Raw genomic sequence first — 17,879 nt, 5'->3', positions numbered from 1 at the left:
ACGCCATCTAGTAGACGAAGCTGTCGGTGCGCACGAACGCACTGGCCCCGGCCGACGTCTGCACCCGCAACGGCGCCAGCTGGACCGGGTCCCACCCGTCCTGCCACGCGCCGGAGTCGTAGAACGCGGTGAAGCCCGGCGCCAGCGCCGCGCTGCGCCCGGTGACCGGACGACGGGCCCCGCCCTGCGGCGTCACGGTCACGTCGACGTCGCCGCTGACCAGGCCCAGCACGAGGTAGCGCCCACCCGTCGTGTCGACCGGGTCGCCGGGCAGGCCGAGCACGTCGCCGCCGTAGAGCAGGATCGCGTCGGTGCCCTCGGCGTCGACGGTGCCGAAGACGACCGACGTGCGCAGGATCCGGTCGCCGTCGCGCAGCCCGCGCGCCAGCATCGTGGGCCCGTCGGAGGCGATCGCGTAGAACACCTCGTCGTAGGCCCCGGAGCGACCCACCACGAGCACCTCGCCGAGGGGCGGTGCGGCCTCCCACTCGCCGCCGACCCGTCCCTGCGGCGTCGTCAGATCGCCCTGCTCGAGGCGGTCGGGGGCACGGGACGGCGGCGGCTCGCTGTCGGACGTCTCGGTGACCGGTGGCGGGGTGGATGCCGTCGGCTGGGTCGCGACCGGGTCGTCGGGGCGAGCGGCGTCGTCACCCGTGACGAGGCTCGTGGCGACCGCGACGACCGCGACGACGACCGCCGCGGCGACGACGGTGGCCGCCCGTCGCACGGCCAGCCGGCGTCGTCCGGCAGCGCGCAGCGCCACGAGGTCGGGAGGACCGACCGGCTGGGCGGCGGAGTCGTGCGCGTCGACCAGGGCGGCCAGGTCGTGGTCGAGGTCGGGTCGGGTCATGGCTGGGTCTCCTCTCGCTCGGCGTCGGCGTCACGGAGCCGCGCCAGCGCTCGCGACGCGGTGCTGCGCACGGTGCCCGGGCTCACGCCCAGCCGGTGCGCGACGTCCTTCTCGGGGGTGTCGAGGTAGTAGCGCCACACGACGATCGCGCGCTCGCGCGGGGTGAGCGGGGCCAGCAGGTCGACCAGCTCGCTGCGGTCCTCCACGCGTGGCGCCTCGACGAGGACGCCGTCGAGGTCGGCGCCGGTGGGCACCGGACGGCGCCGGCGCGTGGTGTCGATGTAGGCGTTGACGAGCGCCCGGTGCACGTAGCTGTAGGCGCCGTCGTGGCGGACCGACGACCACCGTGCGTAGCTGCGGGCGAGCGCCGTCTGGACCAGGTCCTCGGCCTCGTGGGAGTCGTGCGAGAGCAGGTAGGCGGCCCGCCGCAGTCGCGGCCACGCGGCGAGCACGAACTCCTCGAACTCGCGGTCGCGTCTCGATGGTGGTCGGGTCATGGTTCCCTCCGGCTCGGCACCCCGTCACCCGTCCCTACGCAGCAGACCCCGGCTCGGTTGAGTGGCCCGCGGCCCAGTGTCGCCCGACCCCTACCCTCGTCACCATGACCGCCACGCTCGTCGCGAAGGACCTCTCCGGCGGGCACGGGCACCGCGTGCTGTTCGAGGGGCTCGACCTCACCGTCGCCCCGGGTGACGTCGTGGGCGTGGTGGGGGCCAACGGCGCGGGCAAGTCGACGCTGCTGCGCCTGCTCGCCGGCACCGACTCCCCCCTGGCGGGCTCGGTCGCCACGGCCCCGGCCGACGCGTTCGTCGGCTGGCTCCCGCAGGAGCACGAGCGGCACCCCGGCGAGACGGTCGCGCAGTACGTCGCCCGCCGCACCGGCGCCCACGACGCGACCGAGGCGATGGAGCGGACGGCGGCCGCGCTCGGCTCCGACGCACCGGGGGCCGACGACGCCTACGCGGTCGCCTTCGACCGCTGGATGGCCAGCGGCGCGGCCGACCTCGACGACCGCATCGGGCCGGTGCTCGCCGACCTCGGGCTCACCGCGAGCGGCATCTCGGCCGACGCGCTGATGACGAGCCTGTCGGGCGGCCAGGCCGCCCGGGTGGCCCTCGCCGCCCTGCTGCTGAGCCGCTTCGACGTCGTCCTGCTCGACGAGCCGACCAACGACCTCGACCTCGAGGGCCTGGAGCGGCTCGAGTCGTTCGTGCAGGGCCTGCGCGGCGGCGTCGTCCTGGTCTCGCACGACCGCGAGTTCCTGGCCCGGTGCGTCACGCGCATCGTCGAGCTCGACCTCGCCCAGCACCAGGTCACCGTCTACGACGGCGGCTACGACGCCTTCCTCGAGGAGCGGGCGGTGCAGCGACGCCACGCGCGCGAGGCCTACGACGAGTACGCCGCCACGCGCGCCGACCTCGTCGCCCGCGCCCGTACGCAGCGCGAGTGGAGCAGCCAGGGCACCCGCAACGCGATGAAGAAGTCGCCCGACAACGACAAGATCCGCAAGCGCGCGCAGACCGAGTCGTCGGAGAAGCAGGCGCAGAAGGTGCGTCAGATGGAGTCGCGCATCGCCCGGCTCGACGAGGTCGAGGAGCCCCGCAAGGAGTGGGTGCTGCAGTTCGACATCGCCGCCGCGCCACGCTCGAGCTCGGTCGTCGCGACGCTCGACGCGGTCACGCGCCGTCTCGGCGACTTCGAGCTCGGCCCGGTCTCGCTGCAGGTCTCGGCGGGCGACCGCATCGGCATCACCGGTCCCAACGGCGCCGGCAAGACCACGCTGCTCCGGCTGCTGCTGGGCGACGACCAGCCGGACGGCGGCCGCGCCTCGCTCGGCGCCAGCGTCGCCGTCGGCGTCATCGACCAGGCGCGCACCGGGCTCGACGACGACCTGCCGCTCGGCGCGGCGTTCGAGGCCGTCGTCCCCGAGTGGACGCAGGCCGACGTGCGCACGCTGCTGGCCAAGTTCGGCCTCAAGGCCGACCAGGTGGCCAGCCTCGTCGGACGCCTCTCCCCCGGCGAGCGCACCCGCGCGGCGATGGCGCTGCTGCAGGCACGCGGCGTCAACCTGCTGGTGCTCGACGAGCCGACCAACCACCTCGACCTGCCGGCGATCGAGCAGCTCGAGCAGGCTCTGGAGACCTACGACGGCGCCCTGCTGCTCGTCTCGCACGACCGTCGCCTGCTCGACACCGTGCGCCTCGACCAGCGCTGGGAGGTCGACGCCGGACGGGTCGCCGTCCGCGTCTGACCTCGACGACCCGCTACGCCAGCGGCGGGAGCGAGAAGATCACGTCTCCGGTCACGACGTCGTCGGCCTCGGAGATCACGACGGTGCCGGGCTTGCGGTCCATCACCACGACCGGCACCACGGTGGAGATGCTGTCGCCGGAGACCGTGGACGGGTCCCACCGCACGACCGGCGTGCCGGCCTCGACCGCGTCGCCCTTGGCGGCCAGCACCTCGAACGGCGCGCCCTCGAGCTTGACGGTGTTGATGCCCAGATGGGTCAGCACACCGACGCCGTCGGGGCCGAGGACGACGAACGCGTGCGGGTGGACGGCCACGAGCGTGCCGGCGATGGGTGCGACGACCGTGGTGGGGCCGGGCTCGGGGTCGATGGCGACGCCGGGGCCGAGCATCTCGCCCGCGAACACCGGGTCGGGGGTCTTCTCGATCGGCAGCAGGCGGCCGGGGCAGGGCGCGAGGACGTCGATGGTCGTGGTCACATCAGGTCCTCGATGTCGTCGGCGAGGGTGTCGGCCTCGGGTCCGACGACGACCTGCACGACGGTGCCCGCGGCGATGACCCCGTGGGCCCCCGCGGCCTTGAGTGCCAACTCGTCGACGAGCGAGGCGTCGTTGACCTCGGTGCGCAGCCGGGTGATGCACGGCTCGATCTCGACGATGTTGTCGGCGCCGCCGAGGCCGGCGAGGATCTGCTCTGCCTTGCTGTTGCCGCTCATGGTGTTCTCCTGGTGTGGGCTGGGCCGGTTCACGAGTCTCGGTCGGTCGAGGTGACCTTGGACAGTCCCCGCGGGGCGTCGGGGTCGAGGCCGAGGGCCTGCGCGAGCTCCTCGACGACCAGCTGGGCGGCCACGACGGTGGCCAGCGGTGCGACGGCCTCGGGCAGGTCGGGCCCCGCCACGTGCACGTCGCACGCCGTCGGGAACGCCGCCGAGCCGCCGATGCCGACGACCACGGCGCCGCGCTCGCGCAGGTCGAGCGCCAGGTCGACCATCGCGCCCGCGAGCGGCCCGTCGGGAGCCGCGACCAGCACGGCCGCGGTGCCCGAGGTGACCACCGAGATCGGTCCGTGGCGCAGGTCGGCGTAGGAGTAGCCGCGCACGGGCCGCAGGCAGGTCTCCTCGAGCTTCAGCGCGGTCTCGAGCGCGGTGCCGAGCATCAGCCCGCGGCCGGCCACGACGGCGTAGGAGGCCGCCTGCAGCGCCTCGACGGCGTCGCCGACGCCGGCGCGCGCCGCGAGCAGCCGCTCGATCTCGTCGGCGACCCGGTCGAGGTCGGCGTCGAGGATCGCGGGGTCGGGGGCGAGCGCGGTGGCCAGCACCGCCATGGCCACCAGCTGGCCCACGTAGGTCTTGGTCGCCGGGACGGCGAGCTCGGGCCCGGCCTGCGTGACCAGCGCGACGTCGGCGTCGCACGCCAGCGGCGAGCCGGCGACGTTGGTGATCGCGACGGTGGCGGCTCCGCAGGCCCGCGCCCAGGCCTGGGTCTCGACGATCTCGGCCGTCGACCCGGACTGCGACACGCTCACCACGAGCGTGTCGGACAGGTCGAGCGAGGCGGCGTAGTGCGTGGCGACGCTGGCCGAGGCGAGCCCGGCGACGATGCCGACGCGGGTCTCGAGCAGGTAGCTGCCGTAGACGGCGGCGTTGTCGCTCGAGCCGCGGGCCACGAGCAGCACGCGAGAGCGGCCCTCGAACAGGTGCGCGACGTCGGCGCGCTGCGGGCGCAGCGCGGCCAGCGTGCGCCGCACGGCGTCGGGCTGCTCGGCCATCTCGCGGGCCATCTGCGTGCCCGGCGCCAGGGTCTGGGCGGTCATCAATCTCCTCGGGTCCGAGCCTTGACAGCGGTAGCCATCAGGGTGAGGATCAACTGGTACGTACCAGACCCTACCAGTGGAGGACCAGTGGAGTCGAGGGCCCAGCCGAGGTCGATCACCGACGGACCGTCGCCCAAGCACGTCCAGCTGCGCGACGTGCTGGCCGAGATGGCCGCGCACGAGCTCGAGCCCGACGCGGCCATCCCCTCCGAGCGCGAGCTGATGACGCGCTTCGACGTCTCGCGCTCCACCGTGCGCAAGGCGATCGACGCCCTCGTCGTCGACGGCCTGCTCCACAAGACGCATGGCAAGGGCACCTTCGTGAGCCGCCCGCGACTCGAGAGCCGGCTGCACCTGGCCTCGTTCAGCCAGGACATGCGACGTCGCGGCCTCACCCCGTCCACGGTGCTGCTCGGCGTCGCCTCCGACGTCCCGCCCGTCGACGTCGCCAAGGCCCTCGACCTCGCCGCCGACGCCCGCGCGTGGCGCATCGACCGCGTCCGGCTCGCCGACGGCCACCCGATCGCGCTCGAGAACGGCTGGTACCCGGCCGACCCCCTGCCCGGCCTCGACCGGCTCGACCTCGGCGGCTCGCTCTACGAGATCTTCACCGACACCTACGGCCTCGGCATCGACTCCGCCGAGCAGACGCTGTGGGGCGAGGTCGCCGACGCGCCCACCGCCCAGCGGCTCGACGCCCCGGTCGGCACCGCCCTGCTCGTCTTCCGTCGCGTCTCGCTGGCCGACGGCGTGCCGCTCGAGCACGTCGTGTCGCGCTACCGCGGCGACCGCTACCAGATCCACATGTCTCTCGGCCGCGACCAGCTCGGGTCGGACCGCAGCACCGCAGAAGGAGATCCGTCATGACCACCGCCGAGACCCCTGTCGGGCTCGAGAAGAAGCCGTCGCGGCTCAACCTCGCGCCCTTGCAGAAGTTCGGCCGCAGCCTGATGCTGCCGATCGCGGCGCTGCCGGTGGCGGCGCTGCTGCTCCGGCTCGGCCAGCCCGACCTGCTCGGCGCCGACGGCCTCGGCCTGGAGAACATCTCCGCCGTCATCGGCGCGGCGGGCGGCGCCATCTTCGACAACCTGCCGCTGCTGTTCGCGCTCGGTGTCGCGATCGGCATGGCCAAGAAGGCCGACGGCTCGACCGCCCTGGCCGCCGTCGTCGGCTACCTGGTCTTCAAGGGCGTGGGCGACGCGATGTCGCCGATCATCGGTCTGCCGGTCAACGGCGACGGCACCCAGGAGCTGGTCAACTACGGCGTGCTGGGCGGCATCGTGTCCGGGCTGGTCGCGGCCTTCCTGTGGCAGAAGTACCACCGGATCAAGCTGCCGCCCTATCTCGCCTTCTTCGGCGGACGCCGGTTCGTGCCGATCGTCACCGCGTTCGCGATGATCGCGATCTCGGTGCTGATGAGCCTGGTCTACACCTACTTCGACCGCGGACTGACCAACGTCGGCGAGTGGGTCTACGACAACGACGTCATCGGCGGCTTCGTCTACGGCACCCTCAACCGGCTGCTCATCCCGCTCGGTCTGCACCACGTGCTCAACTCCGGCCCGTGGTTCCTCCTCGGCGACTACACCGCCGCCAACGGCGAGACCTACCACGGCGACATCAGCATGTTCCTCAACGGCGACCCGAACGCCGGGGCCTTCATGACCGGGTTCTTCCCGATCATGATGTTCGCGCTCCCGGCGGCCGCCCTCGCCATCTGGCACGAGGCGAAGCCGGCCTACAAGAAGGCCGTCGGCGGCATCATGCTCTCGGCCGCCCTCACCTCGTTCCTCACCGGCGTCACCGAGCCGCTCGAGTTCGCGTTCATGTTCGTGGCCTGGCCGCTCTACCTCATGCACGCCGTGCTCACCGGCACCTCGCTGGCCCTGACCAACGCCCTCGGCATCAAGGACGGGTTCGGCTTCTCGGCCGGCCTGTTCGACTACGTCCTCAACTACAACATCGCCACGAAGCCGTTGCTGCTCGTCGTCGTCGGGCTCGGCTACGCCGTCGTCTACTACGTCTCGTTCCGCTTCGTGATCCGCAGGTGGAACCTGCGCACCCCCGGTCGCGAGGAGGAGGACGACGCCGACAAGGCCTCTGCGACGATCGACCAGTGATGCGCAGGTGATCGTCTCTGCAGCTCGGGTGCTCACCCCGGCGCGACTCCTCGCGCCGGGGTGGGTGCACGTCCACCGCGACCGTGTCGTCGACGTCGGCGAGGGCGCTCCCCCACGCCCGCCGGACGTCGACCTGCCCGACGCGACGCTGGTGCCGGGCTTCGTCGACACCCACGTGCACGGCGGCGGTGGCGCCTCGTTCGACGAGGGCACCGCCGACGCCGCCGCGACCGTCGTCCGCGCCCACCAGGCCCACGGGACGACGTCCATGGTGGCCAGCCTGGTCACCGACACCACCGACCGCCTCGCCGGGGCGCTCGGCGAGCTCGCGCTCGTCGTCGACGACGGCGGGCTCGCCGGCGTGCACCTCGAGGGCCCGTGGCTCAGCCCCCGGCGCGCCGGCGCCCACGACCCCGGCCTGCTGACCACGCCCACACCACGAGAGGTCGACGCACTCGTCGACGCCGGGCGCGGGCACCTGCGCATGGTCACCCTCGCCCCCGAGCTCGACGGCGGCCTCGACGCCGTCCGCCGGCTGCGCGGGGCCGGCGTCGTCGCGGCCGTCGGCCACACCGACGCGACCTACGACGTGACCCGTGCCGCGCTCGACGCCGGCGCCAGCGTCGGCACCCACCTGTTCAACGCCATGCGCGGGCTCCACCACCGCGAGCCCGGCCCCGCCGGCGCCCTGCTCGAGCACCCCGACGCCTACGTCGAGCTCGTCGCCGACGGCGTGCACCTGCACCCGTCGGCCCTGCGGATGGCCGCGCACGCCAAGCCCCGCCACACGGTCCTGGTCACCGACGCGATGGCCGCCGCCGGAGCCGGTGACGGCGACTTCCGCCTCGGCACCCTCGCGGTCCGCGTGCGCGACGGCGTCGCCCGGCTCGACAACGGCGCCGTCGCCGGCTCGACGCTGACCATGGCCGAGGCGGTGCGTCACGCCGTCCGGGTGTGCGGCCTCGACCTCGTCGACGTCGTCCGCGCGGCCACGCTCACCCCCGCCGAGGCGCTGGGTCTGACCGACGTCGGCGCCCTCGAGCCCGGACGCCGGGCCGACCTCGTCGCGCTCGACGCCGACCTGCGCGTCGTCCGGGTGCTGCGGCAGGGCGCCTGGGTGACCCACGGCTCTTAGAAACGCCTCATCGACGGCGGCTACGGTCGCGGCATGAGCATGATGAAGAAGCTGATGTCCGCCGGCGTCGTGAGCAAGGCCGTCGCCGAGGCGAAGAAGCCCGAGAACCAGGCCAAGATCAAGGCCGCCGCGCAGAAGCTCAAGGACCGCAAGAAGCCCGGCACCGTGCGCTAACGCACGGCGTCATGCCGTGATCCGGCCGCACGGCCGCCTGCACGCTGGCAGGATGCTCGCGTGACGACCGGCTACCGATGCCTTCTCGTGGCCCTGAGCCTGCTGCTCACCGTGTCCGGCACACTGGCTCTCGGTGGGCGCTCGGAGGCACGGACTACTGGCGTGACGACCTCGTACGTGACCGGCACCGTGACGGACACCCAGGGCCGCCCCGTTGCCGGCGTCCTGGTCAGGCTGGCGCCGGTCGAGCGCGAGACAGACTTCGACGAGGGCACCGCCACTGCCGCTGACGGCACCTACCGAACCTCGATCACGGGCACCAGTCAGGCAATCGTGCAGTTCGTGGCGCCGTACGGAGGCGATGTCGTCGGAGAGTTCTACGACGCGGCGCTCGATCTCGAGTCCGCTACGCCGGTCAATCTCCCGCCGTCGGGAACGGTGACAGGCATCGATGCCACGCTCGAACCCACGAGCTAGATCCGCGGCCGAGTCACCGACGACCTCGGTGCGCCCCTGGGCGAGTCGAAGATCATGTTCGCCCCGTCCTCCGAGACTGGCCACTACAACGAGATCACCACAAGGTCCGACGGCTCGTTCGAGCTGCCCTTCGCACGGGGCAGCTACCGCATCGGCGTCCAAGCTGCTGACCACACCACGGAGTGGTGGAGCGAAGCGGCGTCGTTCGCGGACGCCACCGACATCGTCCTCGGGCCCGGCGAAACCCGCACGATCAACGTGAGCCTGACGAAGTCGGGATTCATCCGCGGCCGCATCGTGAACCAGTACGGCCTGCCGGCCCTAACCGGCGTCTACGCCTATCGACGTGCCGGCACCGCCTGGGTGCTGGAGCAGCTGACCGTGCCCTTGGCGAGTGACGGCGGCAACTACAGCCTCGTTGACCTCCCACCCGGCACGTACCGATTGCGGTTCGGTTTCCTGCCGACCGAGCCCAATGGGAACAACGAGTACTAGGAGAGCCACTGGCCCCGGGCTGCGACGCTCGAGCGCGCCCGCGACGTAGTCGTCGGATACGGCCAGACGGTGCGCGGCATCGACGCCGTCGTCGAGAAGCGCGCTGTCATCCGGGGCCATGCCGTCGACGAGCGCCCCGACGAGATCCTGCGAACGTTTCCCGTGGTCTTCGCCCGCTGGGACGGCAGCAGGTGGGTCGAGGTCAAGCGGGTGTGGACGGCGCGTCACGCTTACGACGGCGAGTACGCCGTGGGAGGCCTCGAGCCCGGTTGCTACGCCGTCGTGTTCCACCCGCGCGCCCCGCTCCTGCCGGCCGTACGCCTGCTCGACGTTCGGCGCGGTGTCGAGTACCGAGGCGTCGACGTCGTCCTGAGGCTCCCGCCGCGGGCCACTCCCGTGCGCCCGGTCGTGACCGGCAACCCGCGGGTCGGACGGCGCCTATCGGTCACCAGCGGGCGCTGGGAACCGGCGGTCGCTCGCATGAGCTATCAGTGGTATGCCGACGGTCGACCGATCCGAGGCGCGGTCCGGCAGTCCTACCATCCGGGGCGGCTACGCGTAGGTCAGCGACTGAGCGTGCTGGTCTCGGCCCCGGGCGTGACCGACGCGTACCGGCCGACATCCGTCATGACCGCTCCCACTGTGCGCATTCGTTCGCGCCATCGGAGATAGTTCTTATATGTGAACAGATTCACTGTCTGATTCATATTTATGCACTCGATTCTTGACCTTGTGTGATCGTGGTCATACGTTCACCTGCATGACCGTGAAGCAGTGGGTCGCGCGCGCCGCGGCCGCCGCCGTCCTGGCCCCCGGGCTCGCCCTCCTCGCCGTCGCCCCGGCGCCGTCGTCCGCCGCCCCGGGAGACGTGCCCGTCGCCTGGGCCGAGGTCGAGGACGGCGCCCTCTCGGGCGGCCCGGCCCAGAACTCGGGCGACCACGGCAACTTCTCCGGCACCGGCTCCTATACGTTCCGCGAGACCGGCATGACGTCGACGATGACCGTCACCGTGCCCGAGGCCGGCAGCTATCCCGTCTGGATCCGCTACGCCGCCGGGCCGCTCAGCACCGAGGAGAACAAGACCCGCTCGATGGGCCTGCTCACCAACGGCGGCAACCGCCAGGTCGTGCAGTACGACATGACCAGCTTCGCCGACTGGGAGACCTGGCGGTTCGCCCGCGCCGACGTGACGCTCAACGCCGGCGCCAACACCATCGCGGTCAACTGTGACCGCGGAACCGACTTCTGCCGGCTCAACTTCGACGCGATCCAGGTCGGCGGCACCGCGCCCGACACCTGCCTCCCCACGCCGACGACGCCCGGGTGGACGAGCCTGTTCGACGGCACGTTCGCGACCTTCGACGGGTGGCGCAAGTCCGGCGGCGGCGGCTTCGGACGACAGACCGACTGCTCGATCAGGAGCACCCGGGGTTCGGGCGTCACCTGGTTCACCACGCAGCAGGCCAACGACGTCGCCACGGTCCGCCTCGACTGGCGGCGCAACGACCTCAACGACGACTCCAGCGTCTACCTGGGCTCGACCGCCCGCACCACCCCCGCCTCCGGCGGACACCAGGTGATGATCGGCGACGGCACCGGCAACATCGTCACGAACGGCGCCACCAAGGCCGCCACGGCCGTCGCCGTCAGCGGCGCCCTCCGCCCGATCGGCCAGTGGAACACCTTCGAGATCGAGCTGACGCCGAAGCGCATGCGGGTGCTGCTCAACGACGTCGTCGTGAACACCCTCGACCGCACCGGCACCCCGACGGCGACCGGCTTCGTCGGGCTCGAGCACCGCGGCGGCTTCGACACCGTCGACTTCCGTGACATCCAGGCCCTGCCCGACGTCGCCGTCGGCCGCCTCGACGCCGCCGCCGGCCGCTCCCGGCTCGCGGGCGGCACCGTCGACCCGACAGCCGAGTCGACCCTCGCCAACCTCGTCGCCGAGGCGCAGCGCGACGCGACCGACACCGACCTGTCGTTCGTCGACCCGGGCACGCTGGCCGGCGATCTCGGCACCGACGTCGGCTACCGCGCGGCGGCCGCGGCCCTCCCCTCGAGCGACGTCCTGACCACGATGCGTCTCACGGGCCAGCAGGTGACCGCGGCTCTCGAGCAGCAGTGGCGCGCCGGCCGCACCGCCGTGGTGCTGGGCTCGTCGTCCGGACTCACCTACACCTACGACCCGGCCGCCGCCGAGGGCTCGCGCGTCAGCGGCGTCCGCATCGACGGCGTCGCGCTCGCTCCGGCCGCGACCTACACCGCCGCGGTGCCGGCCACGCTCGCCGCCGGCGATCGCATCCCCGCGTTCGCGACCGGCACCCAGCGCGTGACCACCACGACCACCGGCCTCGCCGCGGTGCTCGCCCACCTCGACTCCCCCGAGCCCACCGCGGTCGACACCGCCCAGCACGCCGTCGGCGTCACGTTCCCGGGTGGACGTCGGGCGTCCTACCTCGCCGGCGAGGCACTGGCGCTCGACCTGAGCGGCCTGTCGTTCTCGGCGCCGGGCGACGTGGTCGACGAGACCGTCGCGATCGAGCTCGGCTCCGCGTCGCTCGGCACGGTCGCCGTCACCGACGGTGCCGCCACCGTCCGGGCCACCGTGCCGGCCGGCCTGCCGGCCGGGCCGGCCGTCGTCGGGGTCACCGGGGCCACGACCGGCACCGTCGTCGAGGTGCCGGTGACGATCGCCGCGACGTCGAGCACGACCGTCACGGTCTCGCCCGCGTCGGTCGCGGTCCGCAGCGGCAAGGCCACGGTGTCGCTCCGCGTCGCCGCCGGCAGCAACCCGACCGGTCAGGTGCGGGTGCTCGTCAACGGCGTGGCGCAGCGCACCGTCACGCTCGCCGGTGGCCGCGCCACCACGACCGTCGGTCCGTTCCCGACGGTGGGCGCGCGCACCGTCACCGCGCGCTACCTCGGCACCGGCACCATCAGGCCGAGCACCAGCGCCGCGGCCCGCGTCGTCGTCGCCAAGGCGAGGCCGACCGTCTCCGCCACGGTGGCACCCACGAAGGTAATCGCCGGCAGGACCAGGCCGAAGGTCACGGTGCAGGTCCGGGCCACGGCCCTCACGCCGTCCGGCCGGGTGACCGTCAAGGTCGCCGGCAGGTCCTACGCCGGCACTCTCCGCGGCGGCAAGGTCACGATCGCCCTCGCCAAGATCAAGAAGGCCGGCACCCTCAAGGCCGTCGTCACCTACGGCGGCGACCCGTTCACCGCCGCCGGCTCGACCAGCGCGCGGATCCGGGTGAAGAAGAAGTAGGGCGGACGGGCTCGGCGGGTTCGCGGTGCGGCGGTCGGGGTAGGCGGTCGGGGTGACCGACCCCGCCGTCCTCCACGACGACATCCTCGCTGCGGCCCGCACCGCGCTCGCCGCGGTCCGCGCGCGGCACGGCGACGACCTGCGGGCCATGGCGCTCTACAGCGACGACGACGCCATGACCGTGTGCGAGGCGTTCGACACCCACAGCCACCTGGCGGCGAGCCGGGACGACGACCCCGACGAGCTCGACTACCGGACCTTCTCACCGGCCGAGTGGGCGATGGAGGGGAACAGCCCGGCCGCGGCGATGTTCGACGACCTGTCGCGGCGCGCCGCAGCCGGTCTCGACGAGACCGATCGCGAGTCGTGGACGACGGGCCTGTTCGAGACCTGCGTGCGCGTGCTCGAGGCCCTCCGGGCCGACGCCGGCGACCTGCTGCTGCTCTTCACCGTGACCGACGGCGGGCACCGCGACGAGCCGGCCTGGATGCGGCGGACCTCCCCTGCCCACGCCGCGCGGTTCGAGACCTACCTCGCCCGTCACGCCTGAGGTACTATCTATACCAATTTAGTCGCCTTTGCATCGGGAGCCCCCATGACCGACCACCACGCCGCCACCGACGACGTCGCCACCCGGCGCGCGATCTCGATGGCCCGGTTCACCGCCGGCGTCACGCACCTGCTCGACGAGCGTCACGACCTGCACGGCGTGCACCCCATGGCCGACCTGGTCTACGACTCGGTGCGCTGGTCGGCCTGACCTCACCGCCCGCGCGGCGAGCAGGATCCGGAGCCGCGGCTGACAACCGAAACGCGTCCGGCCGCGTCTCCCACCCGTGACCCTGCGACGACTCGGCGCCGCAGCGCTCCTCTCCTGCGCTGCCACGGCCGCCGCCACCGTGCCCGGTCCGACCGTCGCCGACCCGGCACCCGACGCCGCCCTCGCCGTCGTCGTCGAGCCGGCCGCCACCCCGGTCGCCGAGCCTGATCCGGTTCCGGAGCCGCCGGCCCCACCACGGCCGCCGCGCGAGGTCAGCATCGTCATGGGCGGCGACCTGCTGTGGCACAACACCGTGTGGCAGAGCGCCGCCGACGACGCCGCCCGCACCGGACGCGGCCCCTACGACTTCGACCCCATGTTCGCCGACCTGCGGCCGATCATCGCCGAGGCCGACCTCGCCATCTGCCACGAGGAGGTCCCGTTCGCCCGGCCCGGACAGCCCTTGCAGAGCTACCCCGTCTTCGCGGCCCCGCCCGAGGTCGCGCCGTGGCTGGCCACCATGGGCTTCGACGCCTGCACGACGGCGTCGAACCACGCCGTCGACCAGGGCTGGGAAGGCCTGCGACACACGGCCGGCCTGTTGGAGCGGGCCGGCATCGCCCACGTCGGCACGTTCCGCAGCCCGGCCGAGCGGCGTCGTCCCGTCGTGCTCGACACCGCCCAGGGGGTGCGCGTCGGCCTGGTGGCCGGCACCTACGGCCTCAACGGGTTCCCGGTGCCCGAGGGGCGGCCGTGGTCGGTCTCGACGTGGGACGCCGACAACCTGCTGCGCCAGGCCCGCGCCGCCCGTCGGGCCGGCGCCGACGTCGTCGTCGTGCACGTGCACGGCGGGGCCGAGTACGACCACGACCCGACCGCCGAGCAGGTCGCCCTCGTCGAGCGGCTCACCCGTTCCCCCGACGTCGACCTCGTGCTCGGCGAGCACGCGCACGTGGTGCAGCCGATCACCCGGGTCAACGGGACGTGGGTCGCCTACGGTCTCGGCAACATGGTCGCCCAGCAGGAGGCGTACCGCACCGAGACCTACGAGGGCGTGACCGTGCGGTTCACGTTCGGCGAGCGACCCGACGGCCGCTACGCGGTCACCAACGCCGCCTACGTGCCGACGGCGTGGAACGTGTACGGCGACGGCGGGCCGGTCCGCGTGCAGCGGATCTCGCGGGCGCTCGCCGACGGCCGAACGTCACCGCTCAGTCGCGCGCGCCTGCTCGCCGCCCGCGCGTCCATCCGCGAGGCCGTGCACGCACAGGGCCGGCAGCCGGAGCTGGTGGAGCGTTGAGGGTCGCGATCGCGACCAGCACGAGCACCATGCCCACCACGCCGGGCGCGCCGAGGCGCTCGCCCAGGAAGGCCACCGCGACCAGCCCGGCCGTCACCGGCTCGACGAGCGTCGCGACGACGGCCGCGCTGCTGCTCGTCGTCCGCAGGCCGGCGTAGAGCAGGGCGTAGGCGAGCGCGAACGTGAGCACGCCGAGGTAGAGCAGGGTGGCGACGGCCTCGGGGTCGGCCGTGACGTAGGGCCCGCCGCCGAGCAGCGCCACGGGCACCAGACCGAGGGCGCCGACCGACGTCGTGGCCGTCGTCAGGACGACGGGGTCGGTGCTGCGCGCCAGTCCCTCGCCCCACGCGGTCGCCGCGGCGTACGCCGTCCCGGAGGCGATGGCGAGCACGACGCCGAGCACGGGCTCGGGTCCGGTGTCGCCGTGGCCGGCGGTGCCGCTGACCAGCACGAGTCCGACCAAGGCGGCCACCACCGGCAGGGCCTCGCGGGGCGACGGCAGCGCCCGGCGTCGGACGGCGTCCCGCCCGGCGAGCAGCAGGGGCGCGAGTCCGAGGCTCACGACGGTCGACACGGTGACCCCGACCGCCACCACCGAGGCGAAGTACAGCGCCTGGTAGGCCGCGGTGCACAGGCCGACGAGACAGGTGAGGCCGGGCCGCTCGCGCAGCAGCCGCCGGACGTCGCCGAGCCGGCGCAACAGCAGGGCCGCGACGAGCAGCACCAACGCGGCGATGCCGGTGCGGTAGGCGCTGATGGTGAGCGGCGAGAGCGGGGCGTGGTCGCGGACGACCTCGACGGCCAGCCCGCCCGTGCCCCACAGGGCGCCGGCGAGACAGATCTGGAACAGGCCGGCGCGGGCGCGCAGGCCGGGACGAGCGAGGGACATGACGGTGCCTTCGAAGAAGAGGGACGAGGAGTCTTCTCCGGAGCGGGTGGTGCTCCGGTCAGGCGACCGGAGGCGGGAGCACGCAGCGCGACGTCATGGCGGCAGTCTGGCAGAGATCGGCGCCGGGGCAGGGCGATGCCCCCGGAACGTGGACGGAACCGGGGGCATCGCGCGCGGGGGTGGGGGTGCCCCGCCGATCAGCGAGGGGGGTAGGCCCAGGCGGTGACGTTCTGGGTGTCCTCGGTGCCGGTGAAGCCCTCGACCGGGGAGTAGGTGTCCTCCACGAACCGCACGTTGGGGTCGTCGGCGGTGCCGCCGATGCCGTCGGGGCCGACGCCGAACAGGTTCTGGAAGTTGGCGCCGCCGGAGTCCATCAGGTTGACGGTCTCGGAGGCGTTGTCGGTGTGGTAGCTGCCGATCATGTGCCCGATCTCGTGGGCGGTGACGTTGCCGACGCCGTTGGCCACGAACTTCTCCCGGTCGCTGGCGGCCGTGAGGTAGGTGTTGAGCGAGGCCGGGCCGGTCGGGTCGCTGAGCACGTCGAGCAGCACGAGCGCGGTGTCCTCGTGGCCGTAGTTGCCCGGGTCGATGTACTGCGCGATGCCGATCGTCGAGATGCCCGACTGGTCGATCGTGCCGCCGACGACCACGCGCGAGACGTTCTCCTTGCCGCGCAGCTCGGGGTGGGTGCGCGAGTTGACCACGGTGACGCGCGGGTCGTTGAGCCCGCCGTCGCCGACCTCCTCGAGGTTGGCGCGCACGACGGTGGTGATCCGGTTGATCAGCGCGCGCTCGCGGTCGCGGGTGATGCCCCACTTGCCGAGGAACGCCGAGAACGGCGACAGCTCGCGGACGCCGGGGCCGCCCCACAGACCGGTGTTGACCCGGCCGCCCTCGAAGTCGAGCAGCACGGTCTGGTTCTTGTTCCGGTCGAGCTGCGCGCCGGGGCGGTAGCCCTCGATCTGCACGCTGTAGGCGCCGGTGAGCCCGGCGACGTCGATGACGTACCAGCCGGCCTCCTCGGCCACGTAACCGAAGGTGGTGTTGCCACCGCCGGGCAGGGGCGACTCGGGTGCGTAGAGCGACGACGCGTCGGTGCCGGGTGCACCGACGGCCTGGCTGCCGTCGGGGCGGTAGACCGTGAGCTCGTCGGCCTGGCCGTTGGCGACGCCGCCGACGACGTCGCCCGGACGCAGCTTGACGGCGTACGCGTCGCGGTCGAGCTGCGACTGGGTGATGGCGAGGTCGTAGGGGCCCTCGTCGGCCCCGCCGGCGCCGGAGCCGCTGTCGGCAGGGTCGGCGGGCAGCGGGCCGGCCGCGGAGTAGCCGGCGACGAGCAGGTAGTGCGTGCCGGTGGTCGCGGCGTCGTAGGAGAGCAGGCTCGCCAGGCCGGCGCCGCCGTCGTCGTCGGCGGCGACGAGCTCGCCGGCGGCGTCGTAGAGCGCGAGGATCGTGTCGGTGGCCTGGCCCGAGGTGTCGGCGACCAGGGAGAGACCGGCGGTGAGGTCGACGGCGTAGACGTCGAAGTCGTTGCTACCGGTGCCGGCCGAGCCGTGCGGCCCGTCGCCGAGCTGGCCGGTGGTCGTCACGGCGCTGACCCCGGAGATGCCGGTGTCGGCAGCCAGCGGGATGGAGCCGTTGTCCTCGGCGGCCGGCTCGAGGGCCTGCGGGGTCGGCGTGGGCAGCTGGGCCTGCTCGCCGATGATCCGCACGACGTTGGACTTGCCCTTCGCCGTGCCGAAGGCGCTGATGCGCTCGGCGTTGGCGAGGGAGTCGTTGGACCCGGCGGTGCCGGCCGGCTCCTGCTCGTCGTGGACGACGACGGTGTTGGCGGCCGGCGTGACGGCGTTGGCCTGCGCCCGCGCCTCGCGGTAGGACGTCGTGGCGGAGCGGGCCTCGCCCGCCGCGGTCAGCGTGGCCTTCCAGGCGGCGAAGTCGACGCCCGCCACGTCCGGCAGGTTGGCCAGGAACGGGTTCGCCCCGGTGGACGACGCCGCGCGGGCCTTCGCCCCGGACGACTTCGGCGCGACCTGGAAGCCGGCGTCGAGCGCCTGCTGCTGGGCCGAGGTGAGCGGGGCGTCGTCCTGGGCGGACGGCGCGGCGACGGCCGTCCCGGCCACCACGAGGGCGGTCAGGGTGAGTCCGACGGGTCCGATCGCGCGCGATCGGCGGGCGGGTCTGATCATGGGCGGGTCTTCTTTCCGAGAGGCTGCGGCCCCCGAGGGACCACGCCCAGGTCGGCCCCATGCCCCACCCTCGCCAGGGTCCCCCGAGGACCCGGAAGGCGAACCTAAAGTCGACTACCTAGGTGGGGGAAGAGTCACCGCCAGACGCAAGGGGTAACCC

General features: G+C 73.2%; 19 protein-coding genes. 12 read left to right on the top strand and 7 right to left on the bottom strand.

The window, feature by feature from the left end; all coding sequences use genetic code 11:
- Positions 1–7 precede the first annotated feature (7 nt).
- Together ABFT23_RS19985 and ABFT23_RS19980 are read right to left on the bottom strand one after the other, a co-directional pair.
- Positions 8–850: a hypothetical protein gene (locus ABFT23_RS19985; protein WP_347898401.1), complete on the bottom strand. Its 843-nt coding sequence runs from the start codon at positions 848–850 to the stop codon at positions 8–10.
- The gene (locus tag ABFT23_RS19980) at positions 847–1,347 is read right to left on the bottom strand and encodes a SigE family RNA polymerase sigma factor (protein WP_347898399.1); all 501 of its coding nucleotides are present in this window, start codon (positions 1,345–1,347) and stop codon (positions 847–849) included. The genes ABFT23_RS19985 and ABFT23_RS19980 overlap by 4 nt, the downstream gene beginning before the upstream one ends.
- 104 nt (positions 1,348–1,451) lie before the next feature.
- Here ABFT23_RS19980 and ABFT23_RS19975 point away from each other — a divergent pair, with 104 nt between their 5' ends.
- A complete protein-coding gene (locus ABFT23_RS19975) occupies positions 1,452–3,101 on the top strand; it encodes an ABC-F family ATP-binding cassette domain-containing protein (protein ID WP_347898397.1) in 1,650 nt (549 codons plus the stop codon).
- 13 nt (positions 3,102–3,114) lie between these two features.
- Here ABFT23_RS19975 and ABFT23_RS19970 read toward each other — a convergent pair whose 3' ends face one another.
- From ABFT23_RS19970 to ABFT23_RS19960, 3 genes are read right to left on the bottom strand one after another with little or no spacing between them, the layout of a single operon-like run.
- The gene (locus ABFT23_RS19970) at positions 3,115–3,579 is read right to left on the bottom strand and encodes a PTS sugar transporter subunit IIA (protein ID WP_347898395.1); all 465 of its coding nucleotides are present in this window, start codon (positions 3,577–3,579) and stop codon (positions 3,115–3,117) included.
- Positions 3,576–3,815, bottom strand: a complete 240-nt coding sequence (locus ABFT23_RS19965; protein WP_347898393.1) for a PTS glucose/sucrose transporter subunit IIB — start codon at positions 3,813–3,815, stop codon at positions 3,576–3,578. Before ABFT23_RS19965 ends, ABFT23_RS19970 begins: the two co-directional genes overlap by 4 nt.
- 29 nt (positions 3,816–3,844) lie before the next feature.
- Entirely contained in the window at positions 3,845–4,912 is a 1,068-nt protein-coding gene (locus ABFT23_RS19960; RefSeq protein WP_347898391.1) for an SIS domain-containing protein, read from the bottom strand.
- 87 nt (positions 4,913–4,999) lie between these two features.
- On the opposite strand from ABFT23_RS19960, the gene ABFT23_RS19955 reads away from it, so the two are divergent.
- The 11 genes from ABFT23_RS19955 to ABFT23_RS19905 all read left to right on the top strand — a co-directional run bounded on the left by ABFT23_RS19955 (position 5,000) and on the right by ABFT23_RS19905 (position 14,644).
- Positions 5,000–5,779 (top strand): GntR family transcriptional regulator, encoded by a 780-nt coding sequence (locus ABFT23_RS19955; RefSeq protein WP_347898389.1) that lies wholly within the window; start codon positions 5,000–5,002, stop codon positions 5,777–5,779.
- Positions 5,776–7,032: a PTS transporter subunit EIIC gene (locus ABFT23_RS19950; RefSeq protein WP_347898387.1), complete on the top strand. Its 1,257-nt coding sequence runs from the start codon at positions 5,776–5,778 to the stop codon at positions 7,030–7,032. Before ABFT23_RS19955 ends, ABFT23_RS19950 begins: the two co-directional genes overlap by 4 nt.
- Positions 7,033–7,039: 7 nt before the next feature.
- A complete protein-coding gene (gene nagA / locus ABFT23_RS19945; RefSeq protein ID WP_347898386.1) occupies positions 7,040–8,167 on the top strand; it encodes an N-acetylglucosamine-6-phosphate deacetylase in 1,128 nt (375 codons plus the stop codon).
- Positions 8,168–8,200: 33 nt separating this feature from the next.
- Complete coding sequence (locus tag ABFT23_RS19940; protein ID WP_347898384.1) at positions 8,201–8,341, top strand: hypothetical protein; 141 nt, start codon at positions 8,201–8,203, stop codon at positions 8,339–8,341.
- 60 nt (positions 8,342–8,401) lie between these two features.
- Complete coding sequence (locus ABFT23_RS19935; RefSeq protein WP_347898382.1) at positions 8,402–8,818, top strand: carboxypeptidase-like regulatory domain-containing protein; 417 nt, start codon at positions 8,402–8,404, stop codon at positions 8,816–8,818.
- Positions 8,819–9,313: a carboxypeptidase-like regulatory domain-containing protein gene (locus ABFT23_RS19930; protein ID WP_347898644.1), complete on the top strand. Its 495-nt coding sequence runs from the start codon at positions 8,819–8,821 to the stop codon at positions 9,311–9,313. It begins immediately after the preceding gene.
- Between the two features lie 69 nt (positions 9,314–9,382).
- Positions 9,383–9,985, top strand: a complete 603-nt coding sequence (locus ABFT23_RS19925; protein ID WP_347898380.1) for a hypothetical protein — start codon at positions 9,383–9,385, stop codon at positions 9,983–9,985.
- Between the two features lie 88 nt (positions 9,986–10,073).
- The gene (locus tag ABFT23_RS19920) at positions 10,074–12,584 is read left to right on the top strand and encodes a 5'-nucleotidase C-terminal domain-containing protein (protein WP_347898378.1); all 2,511 of its coding nucleotides are present in this window, start codon (positions 10,074–10,076) and stop codon (positions 12,582–12,584) included.
- Between the two features lie 52 nt (positions 12,585–12,636).
- Complete coding sequence (locus tag ABFT23_RS19915; RefSeq protein ID WP_347898376.1) at positions 12,637–13,134, top strand: DUF4303 domain-containing protein; 498 nt, start codon at positions 12,637–12,639, stop codon at positions 13,132–13,134.
- Between the two features lie 45 nt (positions 13,135–13,179).
- On the top strand, positions 13,180–13,344 hold the full coding sequence (locus tag ABFT23_RS19910) for a hypothetical protein (protein ID WP_347898374.1): 165 nt from the start codon (positions 13,180–13,182) through the stop codon (positions 13,342–13,344).
- A 76-nt stretch (positions 13,345–13,420) separates the two neighbouring features.
- Positions 13,421–14,644, top strand: a complete 1,224-nt coding sequence (locus tag ABFT23_RS19905; protein WP_347898372.1) for a CapA family protein — start codon at positions 13,421–13,423, stop codon at positions 14,642–14,644.
- Here ABFT23_RS19905 and ABFT23_RS19900 read toward each other — a convergent pair.
- Positions 14,556–15,533 carry a DMT family transporter gene (locus ABFT23_RS19900; protein ID WP_347898371.1) on the bottom strand — a complete coding sequence of 326 codons (978 nt, stop codon included), beginning with the start codon at positions 15,531–15,533 and terminating at the stop codon, positions 14,556–14,558. The genes ABFT23_RS19905 and ABFT23_RS19900 overlap by 89 nt on opposite strands.
- Positions 15,534–15,730: 197 nt before the next feature.
- Positions 15,731–17,719, bottom strand: coding sequence for a PPC domain-containing protein (locus ABFT23_RS19895; protein WP_347898369.1), 1,989 nt, complete (start codon positions 17,717–17,719; stop codon positions 15,731–15,733).
- Positions 17,720–17,879: the final 160 nt, after the last annotated feature.

The sequence above is a fragment of the Nocardioides secundeburneus genome, assembly GCF_039939255.1.
GTDB lineage: Bacteria > Actinomycetota > Actinomycetes > Propionibacteriales > Nocardioidaceae > Nocardioides.
This window is presented reverse-complemented; position numbering and strand designations above follow the sequence as displayed.